The following is an 18,163-nucleotide window of genomic DNA, read 5'->3' on the forward strand; positions in this document are numbered from 1 at the left end:
TGGTCGTATTTGGCGTATTCTTCATTACAGACCTTCCTCTCCGAGGTGGCACAGGTTCTATGGACGTGATCGGCGACTTGGTTTGGCTGCAAGACGCGCGAGGTCTCTGTCTCGACGCCAATCCGGCCTTTGAGCGTTTGACGGCGACCGAGCGCGTTCGGATCATCGGACAGCCTCTGGATGAGGTGCTCGGGCCGGCCTGGACGGCGGCGCTCTGGCAACCCGACTGGTCGAAGCTCAAAAGCGGCGAGATCTGCTCGCACGAGAGCCGGCTGACCATCGAGTCCGTGCCCTGCCTCTACGAGATCACCCATATCCCGCAGCGCGACCGCGACGGCGAACTCGTCCGGATCCAGAGCCTCGGACGCGACATCACCCAGCGCCACCAGCGGATCGAACAGTCACTGCGCGACAGCCGGCGCCAACTGGCCGACATCATCGACTTCCTGCCCGACGCCCTGCTGGCCATCGACCGCGACAAGCGGGTGATCATCTGGAACCAGGCGATCGCCAAGATCACCGGCATCCCGCCGGAGGCGATGCTCGGGCAAGGCGACTACGCCTACACCGTCCCCTTCTATGGCGAGCGGCGCCCGCAGTTGATGGATCTGGTCTTCACACCCGACGCCGAGCTGGAGCGGCGCTATGCCAATGTCACCCGCGAGGGCGACATCCTCATGGCCGATGGGTTCTGCAATGCGCTCCATGGTGGCCGTGGTGCCTGGATCCTGGCCAGGGTCGCGCCGTTGCGCGACGCCGCCGGGCAGGTCGTCGGCGCCATGGAGATCATCCGCGACATCACCGAACGCAAGCAGGCCGATGAGGCGTTGCGCCGGAGCGAGGAAGTGCTCGCGCTCTTCATCCGCCATTCGCCGATCTATGCCTACATCAAGGAGGTGACGCCCACCGAGAGCCGTGTCCTGCAGGCGAGCGACAACTTCGAGCGGATGATCGGCATTCGCGGTTCGGACATGGCGGGCCGGCGTATGGACGAGCTCTTCCCGCCCGAGTTCGCCGCCAAGATCAGCGCCGACGACTGGCGCGTGGTCGCCAACGGCGACTTGCTCACGCTCGACGAGGATTTCGACGGACGTCATTACACCAGCCTCAAGTTTCCCATCGTCCAGGGCGGGCGCACGCTGCTCGCCGGCTACACCATCGACATCACCGACTCCAAGCGCCTGGAGGAGGATCTGCGCCGGCTCACGCGCCTCGATCCGCTCACGCAGCTCTTCAACCGGCGCTATTTCTTCACCCGTGCCGATCAGGAGTACCAGCGCTTCCGCCGCTACCATCACCCCATGGCGCTGTGCATGATCGACATCGATCATTTCAAGCAGGTCAACGACCAATATGGCCATCTGATCGGTGACACAGTGTTGTGCGCCGTCGCCAAGACGCTGCATGACAATCTGCGTCAGGTCGACATCCTGGCCCGCTATGGCGGCGAGGAATTCGTGATCCTCCTGCCCGAGACCGACCTTCAGACGGCGCGCGCCTCGGCCGAGCGCTTGCGTTCAGCCGTCGCCGAGCGACGGATGGAGACCGCGAGCGGCCCGATTTCGGTGACGCTCTCGCTCGGCGTGGTGGCCATCGCCAACGGGATTTCCATGACACTCGAACAACTGCTGGCCCTTGCCGACCAGATGCTCTATCGCGCCAAACAACTGGGCCGCAATCGTGTCGTGCTGTGGGATTTCGCCCGCGCCATGGAATCCGGCCGCACCGAGGATTCCACCCCCGAATGAAGTCATGTGCGATGAGTGTGATCGGTTCGGCATCCTGTCGTACCGAAATCGATCAAGATACCCACAGTGACGCGATGCTCAATGGGAGTCACTGAGCGCGATTCCAGGCATCGACCCTGAACTCGGGGTGCGCGGCGTGCGGGGGCGTGTCGAGGTGTATGCGCGTCTGCTGCGGACCTTCGTCGAGCATCATGGCGAGGATGGCGAGCGTCTGCGCCTGAGTCTGCGCGATGGTGAAATCGAGACGGCGCGTCGTCTGGTCCACACGCTCAAGGGTGTGGCGGCCAACTTGGGCGCGACACGGCTACCGGCGTTGGCCGTCGAGCCGGAACGCCTGTTCAAGCAGGCCGCGCCCGAATCCGAGCTGGAGCCGGCGAGGCGGCGCTCGAACTGGAACGCCGGATCGAGTCCTTCGACTATGAGGCCGCGCTTCGAACGCTCACCAGGGCACGCGCGTCCTAGATCGGCTCCGGGACGCATTGCCGATCGGCCTGTCGGTCCCTATCTATAGGGCTCGCCTCAAGCCAATCCCGGATGACCCGCGAGGAACATGGTGAGCACTGATCCGACACAGGAACTCCAGGAGCGCGTGCGCGCGGCCCTGGCCGACGCGACGCCGCTCAGACTGCTGGGGAACGATACCAAGTCGTTCATCGGTCGCGCGGGCGGCGGTGAGCCGCTCGGTCTGTCCGGGCACACAGGCATCCTCAACTATCAGCCGAAAGAGCTGGTCGTCACCGCGCGTTGCGGAACCACGCTCGCCGAACTGGAAGCGACGCTGGCCGAGCAGGGCCAGATGTTGCCTTTCGAGCCGCCCCATTTCACGACACCGGATGGACCGGATGCCACCCTGGGCGGAACCATCGCCTGTGGTCTCTCGGGTCCGGCGCGGCCTTATTGGGGCGCGGCACGCGATCTGGTGCTCGGCGCACGGATACTCACCGGGCGCGGCGAGGTACTGCGGTTCGGCGGCGAGGTGATGAAGAACGTCGCCGGCTACGACGTCTCACGGCTCATGGTCGGTGCACTGGGGACGCTCGGAATCCTGCTCGACGTCAGTCTCAAGGTGCTGCCGGTTCCGGCCGCGACCCGCACGCGGGTGCTGAGCTGCAACCAGGACGAGGCGCTGGAGCGGATGAACCGCTGGGGTGCCCGGCCCTGGCCGTTGAGCGCGATCTGTTTCGACGGCGAGCGGCTCTGGGCGCGTCTGTCCGGGACGGCTCAGGGTGTCGCGGAAGCCGCCGAGCAGATCGGCGGCGAGCCGGTTGCGGACGCTGAGGCTGAATTGTTCTGGCGTCGGTTGCGTGAGCAGGAATTCCCCTTTTTCAGCCGGGGCGAAGCTCCGCTCTGGCGTCTGTCGCTGCCCCAGGGCGCACCCGCCGTGCGTCTGGAGGGGCCGCAGTGGATCGAATGGAGCGGCTCGCAACGCTGGCTCAGGAGCGAGGCGTCGGAGTCGAGCATCCGCGCCGAGGCCGAGCGGCTGGGCGGACAGGCCACGCGCTTTCGCGGCGGGGATCGCACGGGCGAGGTCTTCCATCCCCTGCCCGAACCGCTGATGCAGTTGCATCGACGGGTCAAGTCCGCCTTCGATCCGCATGGCCTGCTCAATCCGGGCCGTCTCTACGCCAGTCTTTGAGCCACGAGAGGTCCGGCGTGCAAACCGAGATCCTGCCCGAATTCCTGAACACGCCCGAAGGCCGGGAGGCCGATGCCATCCTGCGGGCCTGCGTCCACTGCGGATTCTGTACCGCGACCTGTCCGACCTACCAGCTGCTCGGCGACGAACTCGACGGACCGCGCGGGCGGATCTATCAGATCAAGCTGGTGCTGGAGGGACGGACGCCGACGCGCGTCACCCAGCGCCATCTCGACCGCTGTCTGACCTGCCGCGCCTGCGAGACCACCTGTCCCTCGGGTGTGCGCTATGCGCGTCTGGTCGACATCGGGCGGCATCATGTCGAGGCACGGGTCGAGCGGCCCTGGAACGAACGCTGGTTGCGTCGGCTGTTGGTCGCGATCGTGCCGTATCCAGGGCGTCTGGCGCCCCTGATCCGGCTCGGACGTCTCGCGCGCCCGCTTCTCCCGGCCGCCCTGCGCGCCAAATTGCCGATACATCAGGAGGCCGGTCACTGGCCCGAGTCCGCCGGTCGGCGCCGGATGCTGGCGCTCGCCGGATGCGTGCAGTCGGTGGCCACGCCACGCACCAATGCCGCCGCCGCGCGTCTGCTGTCGCGGCTCGGGATCGATCTGGTCGAGGTGTCCGAGGCGGGGTGCTGTGGCGCGGTCGCCTACCATCTCGACGAGCGCGAGGCAGGACTGGCGGCCATGCGGCGCAACATCGATGCCTGGTGGCCCGAGATCGAGGCCGGTGCGGAGGCGATCCTGGTCAGTGCCAGCGGCTGTGGTGCCATGGTCAAGGAGTACGGCGAGCTTCTGGCGCACGACCCGAGCTATGCCGAGCGGGCGGCGCGTGTCTCAGCGCTGGCGCGTGATCCGGTCGAGGTGTTGGGGGCGGAGGATCTTTCCGCACTCGGGACGCTGGGCGCGGGACTTCGGGTCGCCTTCCATTCGCCATGCAGTCTTCAGCATGGTCAACAGCTCAAGCAGGTGGTCGAACCCATCCTGGAGCGTCTCGGCTTCGTCGTCACGGCGGTTCCGGATGCCCATCTCTGCTGCGGCTCGGCCGGCACCTATTCGATCACTCAACCCGAACTCTCGATGCGACTGCGCGACAACAAGGTCGCAGCACTCGAATCGGATGCGCCCGAGATCATCGCCACGGCCAACATCGGCTGTCAGCTCCATCTGGCCGGCGGGGCGCGAACGCACGTCGTGCATTGGCTCGAATTGCTCGACGAGGCGGCGTGATTCGGGATGAACGGCTGAAACCACGCCGCCTCAGTAATGGTTACTGAGTGGCCGTCCCGGGCTTGGCGTCAGGCGTCGCCGCCTCGGGCTTGGCATCCGCGTTCTCCATCGCAGGTTTGGCGTCCGTCGGTGCGGCGGCTTGGGTCTCGGTCGTGTCTTTCTTGCGCGGCTTGGCCAGACGGCAGTGGCTCGATACCTGGACCCCGTCTTTCCGGGTATAGCCTTCCATCCAGCGACATTCGGCATTGGCCGCGCAGGCGTCCTGAGTCAATCCCTTGCACTCGGAGGCACCCTGGGCCGGCTGCCAGCTCAGGGCGAGCAGCGGCAGTGTGGCGGCAAACAGAGCTGTGCGAAGCGTCGGGGTCTGAGATCTGTGCATTATGGTATCTCCCTTCTGAAAATATTTGCTTTTTAATCGATTCGTAATCTTCGTGACACAGACATGAAACAGATTCGAATGCGGTTATAGAGCAAATTTTGAATCAACAGCGTTTTTTGATATTTGGCCGAAAGACCGAAATCAAAATGTGATTCAAGCGCTGATCGCGCCAAATCATGCGTGTATGGCGCAGCGGATTTATACAACGATCATTACACGAATGACAAGGTTTTTTGCATCGAAAGGCGCGCGCCGGGTCCGATGTCGACCGTTCGGCGGTGCCGGGCTAGCGGGCGGCGGCCATTCGTGTGTAAATTCTGTGCAGTTCTCGAAGGCGGGGTTCCAGATCCGCGCGCGTGCCGCTGTTGTCGACGAGATCGTCGGCGCGGGCATTGCGCTCCAGGCGCGGGATCTGGCCGGCGATGATGCGACGGACCTCGGTCTCGGACAGACCGCTGCGCCGCATGACCCGTGCGATCTGAATCGACTCGGGCACGTCGACCACCAGCACGCGATCGGCGTGTCGCTCCTGTCCGGTCTCGAACAGCAGCGGGATCACCAGCACGGCATAGTCGGTCTGGAGCGCAGCGAGGCGCTCGAGCATGATCGCTTCGATGCGTGGATGAAGGATGGATTCGAGCCGCGCGCGCGCGCTCGGGTCGCTGAAGACGAGTTCTCTCAGCCGCGCTCGATCGAGCGTGCCGTCGGCGAGCCGGATGTCCGGGCCGAAGACGGCGGTGATGGGCTCCAGCGCCGCCCCATCGCGCGCCGTCAACGCCCGCGAGATCTCGTCGGTGTCGATGACCCCGGCCCCCAGCACGGCGAGCCGGTCGGCCACCGTGGTCTTGCCGCTGCCGATGCCGCCGGTCAGGGCGACGACCAGACCTACACCGCTCACGCCAGCCCGCTCAGACGCAGATAGGCGCCGTTGATCGCCTCGCCCCAGATCAGACTGATCCAGCCGGCGACAGCCAGATAGGGACCGAAGGGCAGCGGCTTGCCCGACTCATGCCGGCCGCTCAGGATCAGCCCGACCCCGACCAGGGCGCCGACCAGCGCCGAGAGCAGGATGATCTGCGGCAGCGCCGACCAGCCGAGCCAGGCGCCGAGCAGGGCCAGCAGCTTGAAGTCGCCATAGCCCATGCCCTCCTTGCCGGTGGCGAGCCGGAACAACTGGAAGACGACCCACAGACTCAGATAGCCGGCGACGGCGCCGATGATGGCGCTCTGGCTGTCGGTGAAGAGTCCGAACAGACTCAGGAACAGCCCCAGCCACAGGAAGGGCAGGGTGAGGCTGTCGGGCAGGAGCTGGGTGTCGAGATCGATGACCGCGAGCGCGATCAATGACCAGGTCAGGAGCAGCGCAGCCGCCGCCTGCCAGGTCGGACCGAACTGAACCACCACGATCAGGGTCAGGAGCGCCGTGAGTGCCTCCACCAGCGGATAGCGCAGACTGATCCGCATGCCGCAGGCCGAGCAGCGCCCGCGTAGCCACAGATAGCTCAGGATCGGGATGTTCTCATGGATGCGAATCCGATGCCCGCAGCTCGGACAGGTCGAGGCGGGTTTCGACAGACTGAGCGGCGGCTCATCGGTCTCCGGCGCCGTCCCGTCCGTCCTGAGGAGTTCGGCGCAATCGCGTCGCCAGCCGGCCTCCATCATGCGCGGCAGACGCAGGATGACGACATTGAGAAAGCTGCCGAGGATGAGTCCGAGCAGCACGGCGCTCGTATACAAGATCCAAGGGTTCGTCTGGAGCAGTTCCAGCCAGGCGGGTGTGGACATGGTATTCGGCAAGGCTCCCGGAACGACCTAGACGACGGAGGCCAGCTTGAAGATCGGCAGGTACATGGCCACCACCAGACTCCCAACCAGACCGCCGATGACGACCATGATCATGGGTTCGAGCAGACTGCTCAAGGCATCGACCGCGTTGTCGACCTGTTCCTCGTAGAAGTCGGCGACCTTGCCCAGCATCTCGTCGAGCGAACCGGATTCCTCACCGATGGCGGTCATCTGCACCACCATGTGCGGGAAGAGTTCACGCTGACGCATGGCCAGCTGCAGCGACTGACCCGTGGCCACATTCTCGCGCATCCTCATCACCGCGTCCTGATAGACGATGTTGCCGGTCGCGCCCGAGACCGATTGCAGCGCCTCGACCAGGGGTACACCGGCGGCGAACATGGTCGAGAGCGTGCGCGCAAAGCGCGCGATGGCGGCCTTGTTCAGGATGGCACCGATGACCGGGATCTTGAGACTGGCGCGGTCGACCATCTCGCGAAAGGCGCGCGAGCGCTTGAAGACATAGCTGAGCGTATAGGACATCGCACCCAGACCGATGAGGACGGCCCACCACCATTCACGGATGAAGTCCGACAGACCGATGACCATGAGCGTGAAGGCCGGCAGATCCGCGCCGAAGCTGGAGAACAGCTCCTTGAACTGCGGGATGACGAACAGCAGGATGACGACCGTGACGATCACCGCCACCACGATGACGGCGGCCGGATAGAAGAGCGCCTTCTTGATCTTGCCCTTGATCGACTCGGTCTTTTCCTTGTAGGTCGCGATCTTGTCGAGCAGCACGTCGAGCACACCGGCCTGCTCGCCGGCCGCGACCAGACTGCACATCAGATCGTCGAAATAGAGCGGATGCTTGGCCATGGCGATCGACATCGCGGTACCGCTCTCGATGTCCTGCTTGATCGACAGGATGATGTCCTGCATCGCCGGGTTCTCGTGTCCGCGCCCGACGATATCGAACGCCTGCACCAGCGGCACGCCCGCCGACATCATGGTGGCGAGCTGACGGGTGAAGATGGAGAGATCCTGACCCGTGATCTTCTTCTTGCCGCTGAACAGCGGCTTGGGCTTGGCCCTGACCTTGGTCGGGGTGACGCCCTGGCGGCGCAGATCGGCGCGCACCGCATTGATGTTGGCGGCCCGCGACTCACCCTTGACCCGCGACCCGCGCCGGTCGGTGCCCTCCCAGGTGAAGACCTTGGCTTCCTCTGTTTTGGGCTTCGGTTTGACCTTGCTTGCTGTGGCGAGTGCCATGATGCTGCGCTCCGTGAGGGGGGTCAGTCCGTCGTGACCCGGTTGACTTCTTCAAGACTGGTGATGCCGGCCTTGACCTTGCGCAGTCCGGAGGTGCGCAGATCGGCGATCCCCTCGCGTCGGGCCTGTGCGGCCAGTTGCATGGCGTTTCCGCCCTCCAGGATCAGACGCGAGGTCTCCTCCGAGATCGGCATCACCTGGAAGATACCGACACGCCCGCGATAGCCCTTGTTGCACTTGTCGCACCCGACGGGACCATAGATGGTCAGCCCCTCGTCGATCTCCTGTTCGGTGAAGCCCTCTTCCAGCAACGCCGTGCGCGGCAGATCCACCTTTTCGCGGCAGTGCACGCACAGTCGCCGTGCCAGACGCTGCGCCATGATGAGCAGTACGGATGAGGCGATGTTGAACGGCGGCACACCCATGTTGGCCAGACGGGTCAGGGTCTGGGGCGCGTCGTTGGTATGCAGGGTCGAGAGCACCAGGTGTCCGGTCTGGGCGGCCTTGACCGCGATCTCGGCCGTCTCCAGGTCGCGGATCTCGCCGACCATGATGATGTCCGGATCCTGGCGCAGGAAGGCACGCAGCGCGGCGGCGAAGGTCAGGCCGCTCTTGGGGTTGAGGTTGACCTGATTGATACCGGGCACCTGGATCTCGACCGGATCCTCGACCGTGGAGATGTTGATCTCGGGGTTGTTGAGGATGTTGAGCGCCGTGTAGAGCGAGACGGTCTTGCCCGAGCCGGTCGGACCTGTCACCAGGATCATGCCATAGGGCTTCTTGATCGCCCTGAGAAAGTTGTCGCGCTGCTCGGGCTCGAAGCCGAGCGCGTCGATGCCGACCTGGGCCGAGCTGGAATCCAGGATACGCAGGACGATCTTCTCGCCATAGATGGTCGGCAGCGTATTGACGCGAAAATCGATGTCGCGGTTGCGGCTGAGCTTGAGCTTGATACGTCCGTCCTGGGGTACGCGCCGCTCGGCGATGTTCATGCGCGACATGACCTTCAGACGCGAGGTCAGGCGATTGGCGATGTTGAGCGGCGGACTGGCGACCTCGCGCAACAGACCGTCCTGACGGAAGCGGATACGGAAGAACTTCTCGAACGGCTCGAAATGGATGTCCGAGGCGCCGGCGGTGATGGCATCGACCAGGATCTTGTTGACATAGCGCACGATCGGTGCCTCGTCGATGGTCGCGTCTAGATTCGCTGTGTCGTCCTCGTCCCCGCCCTCGACCTCGAGCTTTTCCAGATCGGCATCGGCGAACTCAACGATGGTGCTGGTTTCCTGCGCCTGGATCGCCTTGTGGATGGCGGCGCCGAGCTTGTTCTCCTCGACCAGGACGGGATCCGTGGCCAGTCCGGTGTTGAAACGGATCTCCTCGAGCGCTTGGTCGTTGGTGGGATCCGAGATCGCCAGGAACAATCGGTTGCCGCGGCGCATCAGCGGCAGTGCGCGATGCTTGCTGATCAGCTTCTCGTCGACCAGACTGAGCGGCAGCTCCGAGACCTCGAAGGCATCCAGATCGAGCAGCGGGACACCGAACTCCTGCGCGGCCAAGATGGCGATGCGGCGACTGTCGAGGATCTTCTCCTCGACCAGATGCTGCACGAAGGTCCGCCCCTTGGAGCGTGCCTCCTGATAGGCCGCCTGCATCTGGGACTCGGAGATGAGCTGGTCCCTGACCAGTCGCCAGGCCAGCCCGGAAGGTTTGAGCGCGGCTTGATCCTTCGACATCGGTGGCCCTTGTTGTGTTGATGCCCGCTAGCGGTTGACCGAAAACGCCAGTCTCACGTTGTTGGCGACCAGCCCATTGTCCTTCTGTTCGCTCTCGTTGACATAGAACTCCAGGATCGTCTCGCGATTCATCAGCAGATCCTCCGTCACCTCATCGGCGACCTCGTTGGCATGACAGAAGACGCTGACATAGGGCGAGTCGGGTTCGCGCGGGTCGGTGATCCAGAGATTGTTCGAGATCTGGTTCATGAATCGCAGAAATCCATACCCCTTGTCGGGGAACCACTTGGTGCAGACCCCGCGCACGCAGGAACCGGGCTTGCCCCATTCGTTGCGCGGCTCATAGTGGACGGGCAGCAGGTCCGGGATGACGAAGCCCGAATAGAAGGCATCGACCCGCTGCTGGAGCAGACGCGAGACGTTCTTGAAGCCGATCAGCTCGACCCGGCAGCCGTTATTCTGCAAGGCCTCGACCACCTGGAGGAAGTCGCCGTCGCCCGTCACCAGCAGCACCTGATCGAGCCGATTGGCCTGGAGCATGGCGTCCACGGCCATGTCGAGATCGGCGTTGGCCTTGGTGGTGACGTTGCCGTTGTCGTCGGTGTAGCGGCGCACGGTCTTGGCGGTGATCTTCCAGCCGAAGTCGCGCACCATCTGCTGATAGGCGTGGGCCTTCTTCTTGTATTCGTAATCCTCGCGCGCGCGCTCGGCATCGAAGGCCATGTAGGTGTTGAGACGTTGTAACACGCCGCCCTCACGCGCGGCAAAACGGCGCAGGATGTCGTAGCGCATCTGATAGCCGCCGTTGTAACGCACGTTCTCGGCGTCGACGAAGACTCCAACTCGAAAACTCGAAGACAAAGTGAACCTCTGGAGATGAAGGGCTCAAACCGCATCCGATGCTGAAAAAACAGTGCCGTCCACTGTTCCTGTCTCGTCTCCGGACGGACGGCGGGTGAGACGCGGTTTGAAGCGTTTTATAAGTCAATCAACTGGAATCCCTTTTGGTCTTGCGACCCAGTCCCTTCGAGACGAATGGCGCGGCCCGGACGCACCGGGCCGCGTGCGCGTGTCTTACTTGACGGCGCGGTTCTCGATCAGATCCTCGACCACGGTCGGATCGGCCAGGGTGGAGGTGTCGCCCAGCGAGTCGATCTCGTTGGCGGCGATCTTGCGCAGGATGCGGCGCATGATCTTGCCCGAGCGGGTCTTGGGCAGACCCGGCGCCCACTGGATGATGTCGACGATGGCGATCGGACCGATCTCCCCGCGCACCAGCGACACCAGTTCCTTCTTCAGCTCGTCGGTCGGCTCCACACCGGCCATCGGGGTGACATAGGCATAGATGCCCTGACCCTTGAGGTCGTGCGGATAGCCGACCACCGCCGCTTCGGCGACATGCGGATGCAGCACCAGCGCCGATTCGATCTCGGCGGTGCCGAGACGGTGGCCCGAGACGTTGAGCACGTCGTCGATGCGGCCGGTGATCCAATAGTAGCCGTCGGCGTCGCGGCGCGCACCATCACCCGTGAAGTAATAGCCCGGATACTGCTTGAAGTAGGTGTCGACGTAGCGCTGATGATCACCATAGACGGTGCGCATCTGACCCGGCCAGGGCCGGCTGATGACCAGCGCGCCCTCGCCCGGACCCTCGATCAGGGTGCCGTTGGCCGCGTCGACCAGCGCCGGCACCACGCCGAAGAAGGGACGGGTGGCCGAGCCGGGCTTGAGCGCGGTGGCGCCCGGCAGCGGGGTGATCATATGGCCGCCGGTCTCGGTCTGCCACCAGGTGTCGACGATCGGGCAGCGCTCCTCGCCGACCACGCGGTAGTACCACTCCCAGGCCTCGGGGTTGATCGGCTCGCCGACCGAACCGAGGATGCGCAGCGACTGGCGCGAGGTCTTCTTGACCGGCTCCTCGCCGGCGCGCATCAGCGAGCGGATGGCGGTCGGGGCCGTGTAGAAGATGGAGACGTTGTGCTTGTCGACCACGTCCCAGAAGCGCGACATGTCCGGATAGTTCGGGATGCCCTCGAACATGACCGAGATGGCGCCGTTGGCCAGCGGCCCATAGACGATGTAGGTGTGACCCGTGACCCAGCCGACGTCGGCGGTGCACCAGTAGACTTCGCCCTCCTGGTAGTCGAAGGTGTACTTGTGGGTCATGGCGGCATAGACCAGATAGCCGCCGGTGGTGTGCAGGGCGCCCTTGGGCTTGCCGGTCGAACCCGAGGTGTAGAGGATGAACAAGGGATCCTCGGCGTCCATCTCCTCGGGCGCGCACTCGGTGGAGGCGGCGGCGACGGCCTCGTGATACCAGACATCGCGGCCCTCGACCCAGTCGACGTTGCCGCCGGTGCGCTGGACCACGATCATGGTCTCGACGTTCGGGCACTCGCGCATGGCGATGTCGGCGTTCTTCTTGAGCGGGACATGACGTCCGCCGCGCACGCTCTCGTCCGAGGTGATGACCAGCTTGCACTCGGAGTCGAGCACGCGGTCGCGCAGCGAGTCGGGCGAGAAGCCGCCGAAGACGATCGAGTGCACCGCGCCGATGCGGGTACAGGCCAGCATGGCCACCGCCGCCTCGGGGATCATCGGCAGATAGATGCAGACCCGGTCGCCCTTCTGCACGCCGCGCGACTTGAGGACGTTGGCCAGACGGCAGACTTCTTCGTGCAGCTCGCGATAGGTGATCTTGCGATCCACGTTCGGATCATCGCCTTCCCAGATGATGGCGACCTGATCGCCACGGGTGGCCAGATGACGGTCCAGACAGTTGTAGGAGACATTGAGCTTGCCGCCCTGGAACCACTGGATGTGCAGATCCTCGGCCTGATAGCTGTAGTCCATGACCGAGTCCCACTTCCGGCTCCAGGTCACGAACTGCTCGGCCTGTTCGGCCCAGAAGCCGGACGGGTCGTCGATCGAGCGCTGGTACATGGCCGCGTACTGCTCGGCGTTGATGTGGGCCTTGGCGGCGATCCCGGCTGGAACCGGATAGAGTTTTTCTTCCGACATGGATCAGATCTCCTCGATCTCTTCTGTGGTGTGTGACTTGAGCCGGCGGGCGGTCGCCTTCACGGGCGGGCGACATCGACGGCAGTTCGAATGAATCCGTCGACAATAGTAAACCGTCGACTGAGTGCCGATCTAGCCGAGCCGACGATTGTGCACTCGATCAGCACAGAAATTCGGACAGACGCAGCCGCTTGCCGTCGTCGCGATAGGCGGCCTGGGCCAGGAAGAGTTCGGCGGCCGAGAGCGCGTCGCTCAGGGCATTGTGGGCACCGTGGCGCGGCAGATTGTAGCGGCTGGTGAGTGCGTGCAGGCGCAGGTCCGAGGCCTTGAACGGGATCTGGCGTCGCTCCAGGGTGCGATGGGCCAGGGTCTGGGTGTCGACGATGCGCAGAGGCAGTGTCCGGCCCCAGCAGCGTTTGCAGGCGTTGGACAGAAAGCCCCGCTCGATGCTTGCATGGTGCGCGATCATCACCCGGCCGGCGAGCGCGGCGAGGGTTTCGCCGAGGACGTCTTCCAGCTCGCGTCCGCCGGCGGCCTGGTCGTCGGTGATCTGGTGGATCACAGCGCTGGCCTCGGGGATGGAGCGGTCGATGCGCACCAGATGATGGCGCGCGGTCGACAGATCGATCTCGGGTCCGTGGAGCACGACATAGCCGACGCTCAGGATCAGATCCTGGCGCTGGTCGAGTCCGGTCGTCTCCAGGTCGATGGCCAGATAGTCGACCTCACGGTAGTCGGCGCGCGGACTCGGCAGGGGCTGGGCCAGATAGTCACGCAGCGGGCCGTGCGGGGTGCGCCGGTGACGCCAGCGTCGGCCCCAGTCGCTCAGGATCGGCATGGAGCACTCGCTTCCAGATCGGGAAATGCATGCCGCATGGCCGCGACGAATTCAGCGGCCTGAGTAACGGCCCAGGTCGCATGTTCACGATCGACGGACTCCCCCTTGTAATCGGCGACGAGACGGATCTCTTCGGCGCGATTGAGCGCGCGTCCGAGCGTAATCGGAATCCGTCCAGGCTTGACGAGGTGCAGGCTGAACGCCGAGATCAAACCACTGTGGGATCGAGGAATGTCGCCGGCCGATGGGATATTCGCGGCGAGCAGGGCCGCACGCGCCGCATCGAACATGGCGTAGTAGGCGCGATTACAGGCTCCGTCGAAGTCTCCGGTATCAAGGAGCAGCCGCGCCGATTCGACGGCACGCGCGGCTTTTACCATCAAGTCAGCGGCTTTCACAGTGAACGGCCCTCTCGACGGATGTTCATCAGCAATCCGGGATTGGAATAGGACTCAGGGTGCGCCCATTCCTCCTCCCAGATCGGCAGCGGTTGGATGCGGAGGCCGGTTTCGAGCAGGACGTCGTAGGCGACATCGGCTAGTGCGAGCTTGGTGGTAAGAAAATCGCCCGGTTGGCCGCGCAACAGAATGGCGAGGTCGGCGTCGCTGTCCGGCTTGAAATCCCCACGGGCACGACTGCCGAACAGATAGGCGCGGCTGATCGAATAATGCCCCTCAAGCCGGCGCAGGAACGACCGGAGTGCCGGCAGTGTCGTCGCATCGGGTTCGGCTCGGTGCCGAAGGCCAATATCATCCATCGAGAACCTGACCTGTATGGTATCTGCTCAGGCGAAGCGCCCGGTCTGATAACGCTGGCCGAGCGACTCCTGCATGGTGTTGATCAAGACGAAGGCCTCCTTCAGATGCCCACGCTCCAGCGGCGAGAGCGCATCGGGCGCGAGAAAGTTGTCGGGCTTCTCGCCGTTGCGCAGTTGCTGGGCCTGATGGCGCATGCGCAGGGTGGCGATGAGTTCGAGCGCGTCGATCAGATTGGCCGCGCCGTCGCGACTGAGCGCCCCGCGCTCGGCGGCGGTCTGGAGCCGCTCGTTGGTGTTGTTCTCCATGATCCCGGCCGAGAGCGCATAGACGCGCGCCAGATCGATGATGGGGATGAGACCGCGATGCTTGATGTCGAACGTATGGTCGTGATCGCCGCCCTGGATCAGCACGATGTTGCGGAAGAAGCCGAGCGGCGGACGGTTCTTGAGCGCGTTGGCGGCCATGTAGGCGATGAAGATGCGGTTGGCGCGCGACTTCTCGATGATGCGCTCGTGCAGTTCCTCGCACAGCCCGTTGGGATCGCGCAGCGAGCGCATGTCGAAGAAGACGTTCGACAGCATCAGCGCCATGGGCTCGGGCTTGAGGATCCAGTTGGAGAAATACTTGTTCCAGATGCGCAGCGTCTGGCGCCACTTCGGATTGCTCGCCATGACCTCGCCGGGACAGTAGACGAAACCACAGGCATTGAGCCCATCGTTGACGAAGCGTGCCAAAGCGGCGAAATAGGCATCGTCCTCGGGTTTGGCCTCATCGGAGATCAGGAGCGCGTTGTCCTGATCCGAGTGCGCCGACTGTTCGCGCCGCGCCTGCGAGCCGCCCAGCAGCCAGGCGTAGGGCACGGGCGGTGCGCCGAGATCGGCCTCGGCCAGCTCGATCAGACGCAAGGTGATGGCATCCGTGATGGCGCTGATCGCCTGTCCGACCTGGGTCGCCGTGGCCCCGCCCAGGATCAGATGGACCTGCAATTCGGCGATCTTGCCCCCGATCTGGGCCAGGGTCTCGATCGAGTCGGCGCGATGGATGTCGCCGACCAGATAGATCGAATTGGCGCTCTGGAAGCGGGTGAAGTCGGTCGAGGAGATCAGCCCCACAACGCGCCCGCTCTCCACCACCGGCAGATGGTGGATGTTGAGCCGGGTCATGGTGATGAGCGCCTGGAAGCCCAGGGTGTCCATGTCGACCGTGGTCAGCTTCTCGGTCATGATCGCGCGCACCGGCTGGTCGGTCGCCAGTCCGGCGGCGACACAGCGGTTGCGCAGATCGCGGTCGGTGATCATGCCGGCCAGATGCTCGCCGTCCATGATCAGGAGCGAGGAGACATGGTGCTCGGACATGATGCGTGCAGCGTCGCGGATACTGGTCTCCGGACCGGTCGAGATGGGCGCACGCTGGACCATGTCGCGCACCCGCACCGTCATGAGTCCGGTGCCGCTGGACGGTGAATCCGTCACCACGTCGAGCGCCTTGCGCAGTCGGCGCGAGGTCGACTGCTCGAAGTGTTCGGCGAAAGCGGGATGTGCCGCGCGCAGTTCGCTCAGGTCCGCACAGGGCAGCGCGTAGACCAGAGTGTCCTCGGCGGTGTTGCCCTGAAAACGCGGCTCGTCCTCCGCCGTCCGACAGTGCTGTTCGCACAGATCGCCCTCGGCCAGCTTGCCGACCAGCTCGCCGCGCGGATTGCGCAACTCCACCGCACCGCGGCGCAGGATGTAGAGACAGGGCGAGTCGGTCGCCTCGGGCGGAAAGGGCGTGCCGCGACGGAAATAGCGCACCGACAGACGGCGAGGAAGACGGGCCAGCGTCTCCTCGGGCAGTTGATCGAACGGCGGATGGCTGGCCAGGAATTCCTGGATCTCGATCAGTTCGACATCCATCGGTTGCTCTCACGCTTGCGGAATGGAACTCGGGTCGGAAGCGGGACGCCTGAGCCGGAGCGGTCGAGTACCGCACGCCGGCATCCGGCGAATCCGATCGCTCGGGTCGGGCCGCTATTGAACCATGAATCGCGGGCGTTCGGGCGAACGGCGTATCACGCCGGTTTCGTTCGCGGGGCGTTTCGGCGAGAATGCGCCGTCGCCCCAAGAATCCCCGGATGCCCTGTCTATGCTGCTGATGATCGACAACTACGATTCCTTCACCTACAACCTGGTGCAGTATTTCGGCGAGCTGGGCGCCGAGGTGAGGGTCGTCCGCAACGACGAGCTGACGGTCGAGGACGCGGTCGCGCTCGCGCCCGAGCGGGTCGTGATCTCGCCCGGACCCTGCACGCCGCACGAGGCCGGGATCTCGGTGGCCCTGATCGAGCGTCTGGCCGGCACGGTGCCGATCCTCGGCGTCTGTCTGGGGCATCAGTCGATCGGTCAGGCCTTCGGCGGGCGCATCGTCAAGGCGCCCGAGGTCATGCACGGTAAGACCTCGCCGGTGTATCACGCGGATCAGGGCGTCTTCAGCGGACTGCCCAACCCCTTCGAGGCCACGCGCTATCACTCGCTGGTGATCGCGCCCGAGACCCTGCCGGACTGTCTGGAGGTCACGGCCTGGACCCGGAACCCGGACGGCTCGCGCGAGTGCATCATGGGGGTGCGCCATCGCACGCTGCCGATCCAGGGCGTCCAATTCCATCCCGAATCCATCCTCACCGAGCAGGGCCATCGCCTGCTCCAGAACTTCCTGGAGGACCGCTGACATGGAACTCAAGGACGCCATCACGCGCTGTATCGAGCGGCGTGATCTCAGTAGCGACGAGATGGGCGCGGTGATGCGCACCATCATGACCGGTGGGGCCACTCCGGCCCAGATCGCCGGTTTTCTGGTCGCGTTGCGCATGAAGGGCGAGAGCGTGCCCGAGATCGCCGCCGCCGCCGCCGTGATGCGCGAGCTGGCCGCCGGGGTCGAGCTCGCCGGGCTGGATCACACGGTCGACATCGTCGGCACCGGCGGCGACTGTTCGGGGACGTTCAATGTCTCGACCACCAGCATGTTCGTCGCCGCCGCCGCCGGCTGTCATGTCGCCAAGCACGGCAACCGCTCGGTCTCCAGCAAGTCCGGCGCGGCCGATGTGCTGGAGGCGGCCGGGATCAGGCTCGATCTCACGCCGGACCGGGTCGCCCGCTGTGTGCGCGAGGTCGGGGTCGGCTTCATGTTCGCGCCCGGTCATCACAGCGCCATGAAGCACGCCGTCGTTCCCCGGCGCGAGCTGGGCGTGCGCACGATTTTCAACGTCCTGGGGCCGCTGACCAATCCGGCGCGGGTGCCCAATCAGGTGCTCGGTGTCTTCAGTGCCGAATTGCTCGAACCGCTCGCCCTGGTGCTGCAACGGCTGGGCAGTCGGCACGTGCTGGTGGTCCATGCCCGCGACGGACTCGACGAGATCAGCATCGCCGACAGCACGGATGTCGCCGAACTGCGCGACGGTGAGATCCATGTCTACAGCCTGCGGCCCGAGGATTTCGGGCTCCAGCGCGCACCGCTGGACGCGATCCGCGTGTCCGGGCCGGCCGAGAGTCTGGCGCTGCTGCTCAGTGTGCTCGCCGGTGAAGCCGGACCGGCGCGCGACATCGTGCGGCTCAACGCGGGTGCGGCGATCTATGCCGCCGGACGTGCCGACTCGCTCGCCGAGGGCGTGACGGTGGCCGCTCAGGTGATCGACAGCGGGGAGGCGCAGCGGCGTTTGGAACGTCTGGTCGCCCTGACCAAGAGCTTCGATCGACCCTCTCAGAGATGACGCAAAGGCC

17 protein-coding genes are annotated in these 18,163 nt (G+C 64.8%); 6 read left to right on the top strand and 11 right to left on the bottom strand.

Annotated features, from left to right (window positions below):
• Positions 1-59 precede the first annotated feature (59 nt).
• The 4 genes from Atep_RS01655 to glcF all read left to right on the top strand — a co-directional run bounded on the left by Atep_RS01655 (position 60) and on the right by glcF (position 4,616).
• A complete protein-coding gene (locus Atep_RS01655) occupies positions 60-1,748 on the top strand; it encodes a sensor domain-containing diguanylate cyclase (RefSeq protein WP_213379862.1) in 1,689 nt (562 codons plus the stop codon).
• 127 nt (positions 1,749-1,875) lie between these two features.
• Entirely contained in the window at positions 1,876-2,259 is a 384-nt protein-coding gene (locus Atep_RS01660) for an Hpt domain-containing protein (RefSeq protein ID WP_213379863.1), read from the top strand.
• 42 nt (positions 2,260-2,301) lie between these two features.
• The gene (gene glcE / locus Atep_RS01665) at positions 2,302-3,384 is read left to right on the top strand and encodes a glycolate oxidase subunit GlcE (RefSeq protein WP_213379864.1); all 1,083 of its coding nucleotides are present in this window, start codon (positions 2,302-2,304) and stop codon (positions 3,382-3,384) included.
• A gap of 17 nt (positions 3,385-3,401) precedes the next feature.
• Positions 3,402-4,616 (top strand): glycolate oxidase subunit GlcF, encoded by a 1,215-nt coding sequence (gene glcF, locus Atep_RS01670; RefSeq protein ID WP_213379866.1) that lies wholly within the window; start codon positions 3,402-3,404, stop codon positions 4,614-4,616.
• 40 nt (positions 4,617-4,656) lie between these two features.
• Here the strand turns inward: glcF and Atep_RS01675 are convergent, their stop codons facing one another.
• From Atep_RS01675 to Atep_RS01725, 11 genes are all read right to left on the bottom strand, one after another.
• Positions 4,657-4,995 (bottom strand): hypothetical protein, encoded by a 339-nt coding sequence (locus Atep_RS01675; RefSeq protein WP_213379867.1) that lies wholly within the window; start codon positions 4,993-4,995, stop codon positions 4,657-4,659.
• Positions 4,996-5,281: 286 nt separating this feature from the next.
• A complete protein-coding gene (gene coaE, locus Atep_RS01680) occupies positions 5,282-5,893 on the bottom strand; it encodes a dephospho-CoA kinase (protein ID WP_213379869.1) in 612 nt (203 codons plus the stop codon).
• A complete protein-coding gene (locus Atep_RS01685; RefSeq protein ID WP_213379870.1) occupies positions 5,890-6,780 on the bottom strand; it encodes a prepilin peptidase in 891 nt (296 codons plus the stop codon). Before Atep_RS01685 ends, coaE begins: the two co-directional genes overlap by 4 nt.
• Before the next feature lie 27 nt (positions 6,781-6,807).
• Positions 6,808-8,055, bottom strand: a complete 1,248-nt coding sequence (locus Atep_RS01690) for a type II secretion system F family protein (protein WP_213379872.1) — start codon at positions 8,053-8,055, stop codon at positions 6,808-6,810.
• A gap of 23 nt (positions 8,056-8,078) precedes the next feature.
• A complete protein-coding gene (pilB, locus tag Atep_RS01695; RefSeq protein ID WP_236786347.1) occupies positions 8,079-9,794 on the bottom strand; it encodes a type IV-A pilus assembly ATPase PilB in 1,716 nt (571 codons plus the stop codon).
• Positions 9,795-9,821: 27 nt separating this feature from the next.
• Entirely contained in the window at positions 9,822-10,655 is an 834-nt protein-coding gene (locus tag Atep_RS01700; protein ID WP_213379873.1) for a LabA-like NYN domain-containing protein, read from the bottom strand.
• 213 nt (positions 10,656-10,868) lie between these two features.
• On the bottom strand, positions 10,869-12,815 hold the full coding sequence (gene acs / locus Atep_RS01705; protein WP_213379875.1) for an acetate--CoA ligase: 1,947 nt from the start codon (positions 12,813-12,815) through the stop codon (positions 10,869-10,871).
• A 160-nt stretch (positions 12,816-12,975) separates the two neighbouring features.
• Entirely contained in the window at positions 12,976-13,653 is a 678-nt protein-coding gene (locus Atep_RS01710) for an exonuclease domain-containing protein (RefSeq protein WP_213379877.1), read from the bottom strand.
• A complete protein-coding gene (locus Atep_RS01715) occupies positions 13,641-14,051 on the bottom strand; it encodes a HEPN domain-containing protein (RefSeq protein WP_236786349.1) in 411 nt (136 codons plus the stop codon). Before Atep_RS01715 ends, Atep_RS01710 begins: the two co-directional genes overlap by 13 nt.
• The gene (locus Atep_RS01720; protein ID WP_213379878.1) at positions 14,048-14,410 is read right to left on the bottom strand and encodes a nucleotidyltransferase domain-containing protein; all 363 of its coding nucleotides are present in this window, start codon (positions 14,408-14,410) and stop codon (positions 14,048-14,050) included. Before Atep_RS01720 ends, Atep_RS01715 begins: the two co-directional genes overlap by 4 nt.
• 27 nt (positions 14,411-14,437) lie before the next feature.
• The gene (locus Atep_RS01725; RefSeq protein ID WP_213379880.1) at positions 14,438-16,303 is read right to left on the bottom strand and encodes a putative nucleotidyltransferase substrate binding domain-containing protein; all 1,866 of its coding nucleotides are present in this window, start codon (positions 16,301-16,303) and stop codon (positions 14,438-14,440) included.
• 229 nt (positions 16,304-16,532) lie between these two features.
• Here Atep_RS01725 and Atep_RS01730 point away from each other — a divergent pair, with 229 nt between their 5' ends.
• A complete protein-coding gene (locus Atep_RS01730; RefSeq protein WP_213379882.1) occupies positions 16,533-17,114 on the top strand; it encodes an anthranilate synthase component II in 582 nt (193 codons plus the stop codon).
• 1 nt (position 17,115) lies between these two features.
• Positions 17,116-18,153 carry an anthranilate phosphoribosyltransferase gene (trpD, locus tag Atep_RS01735; protein ID WP_213379883.1) on the top strand — a complete coding sequence of 346 codons (1,038 nt, stop codon included), beginning with the start codon at positions 17,116-17,118 and terminating at the stop codon, positions 18,151-18,153.
• Positions 18,154-18,163: the final 10 nt, after the last annotated feature.

This window comes from Allochromatium tepidum, from assembly GCF_018409545.1.
GTDB classification, from domain to species: Bacteria; Pseudomonadota; Gammaproteobacteria; order Chromatiales; family Chromatiaceae; genus Thermochromatium; species Thermochromatium tepidum_A.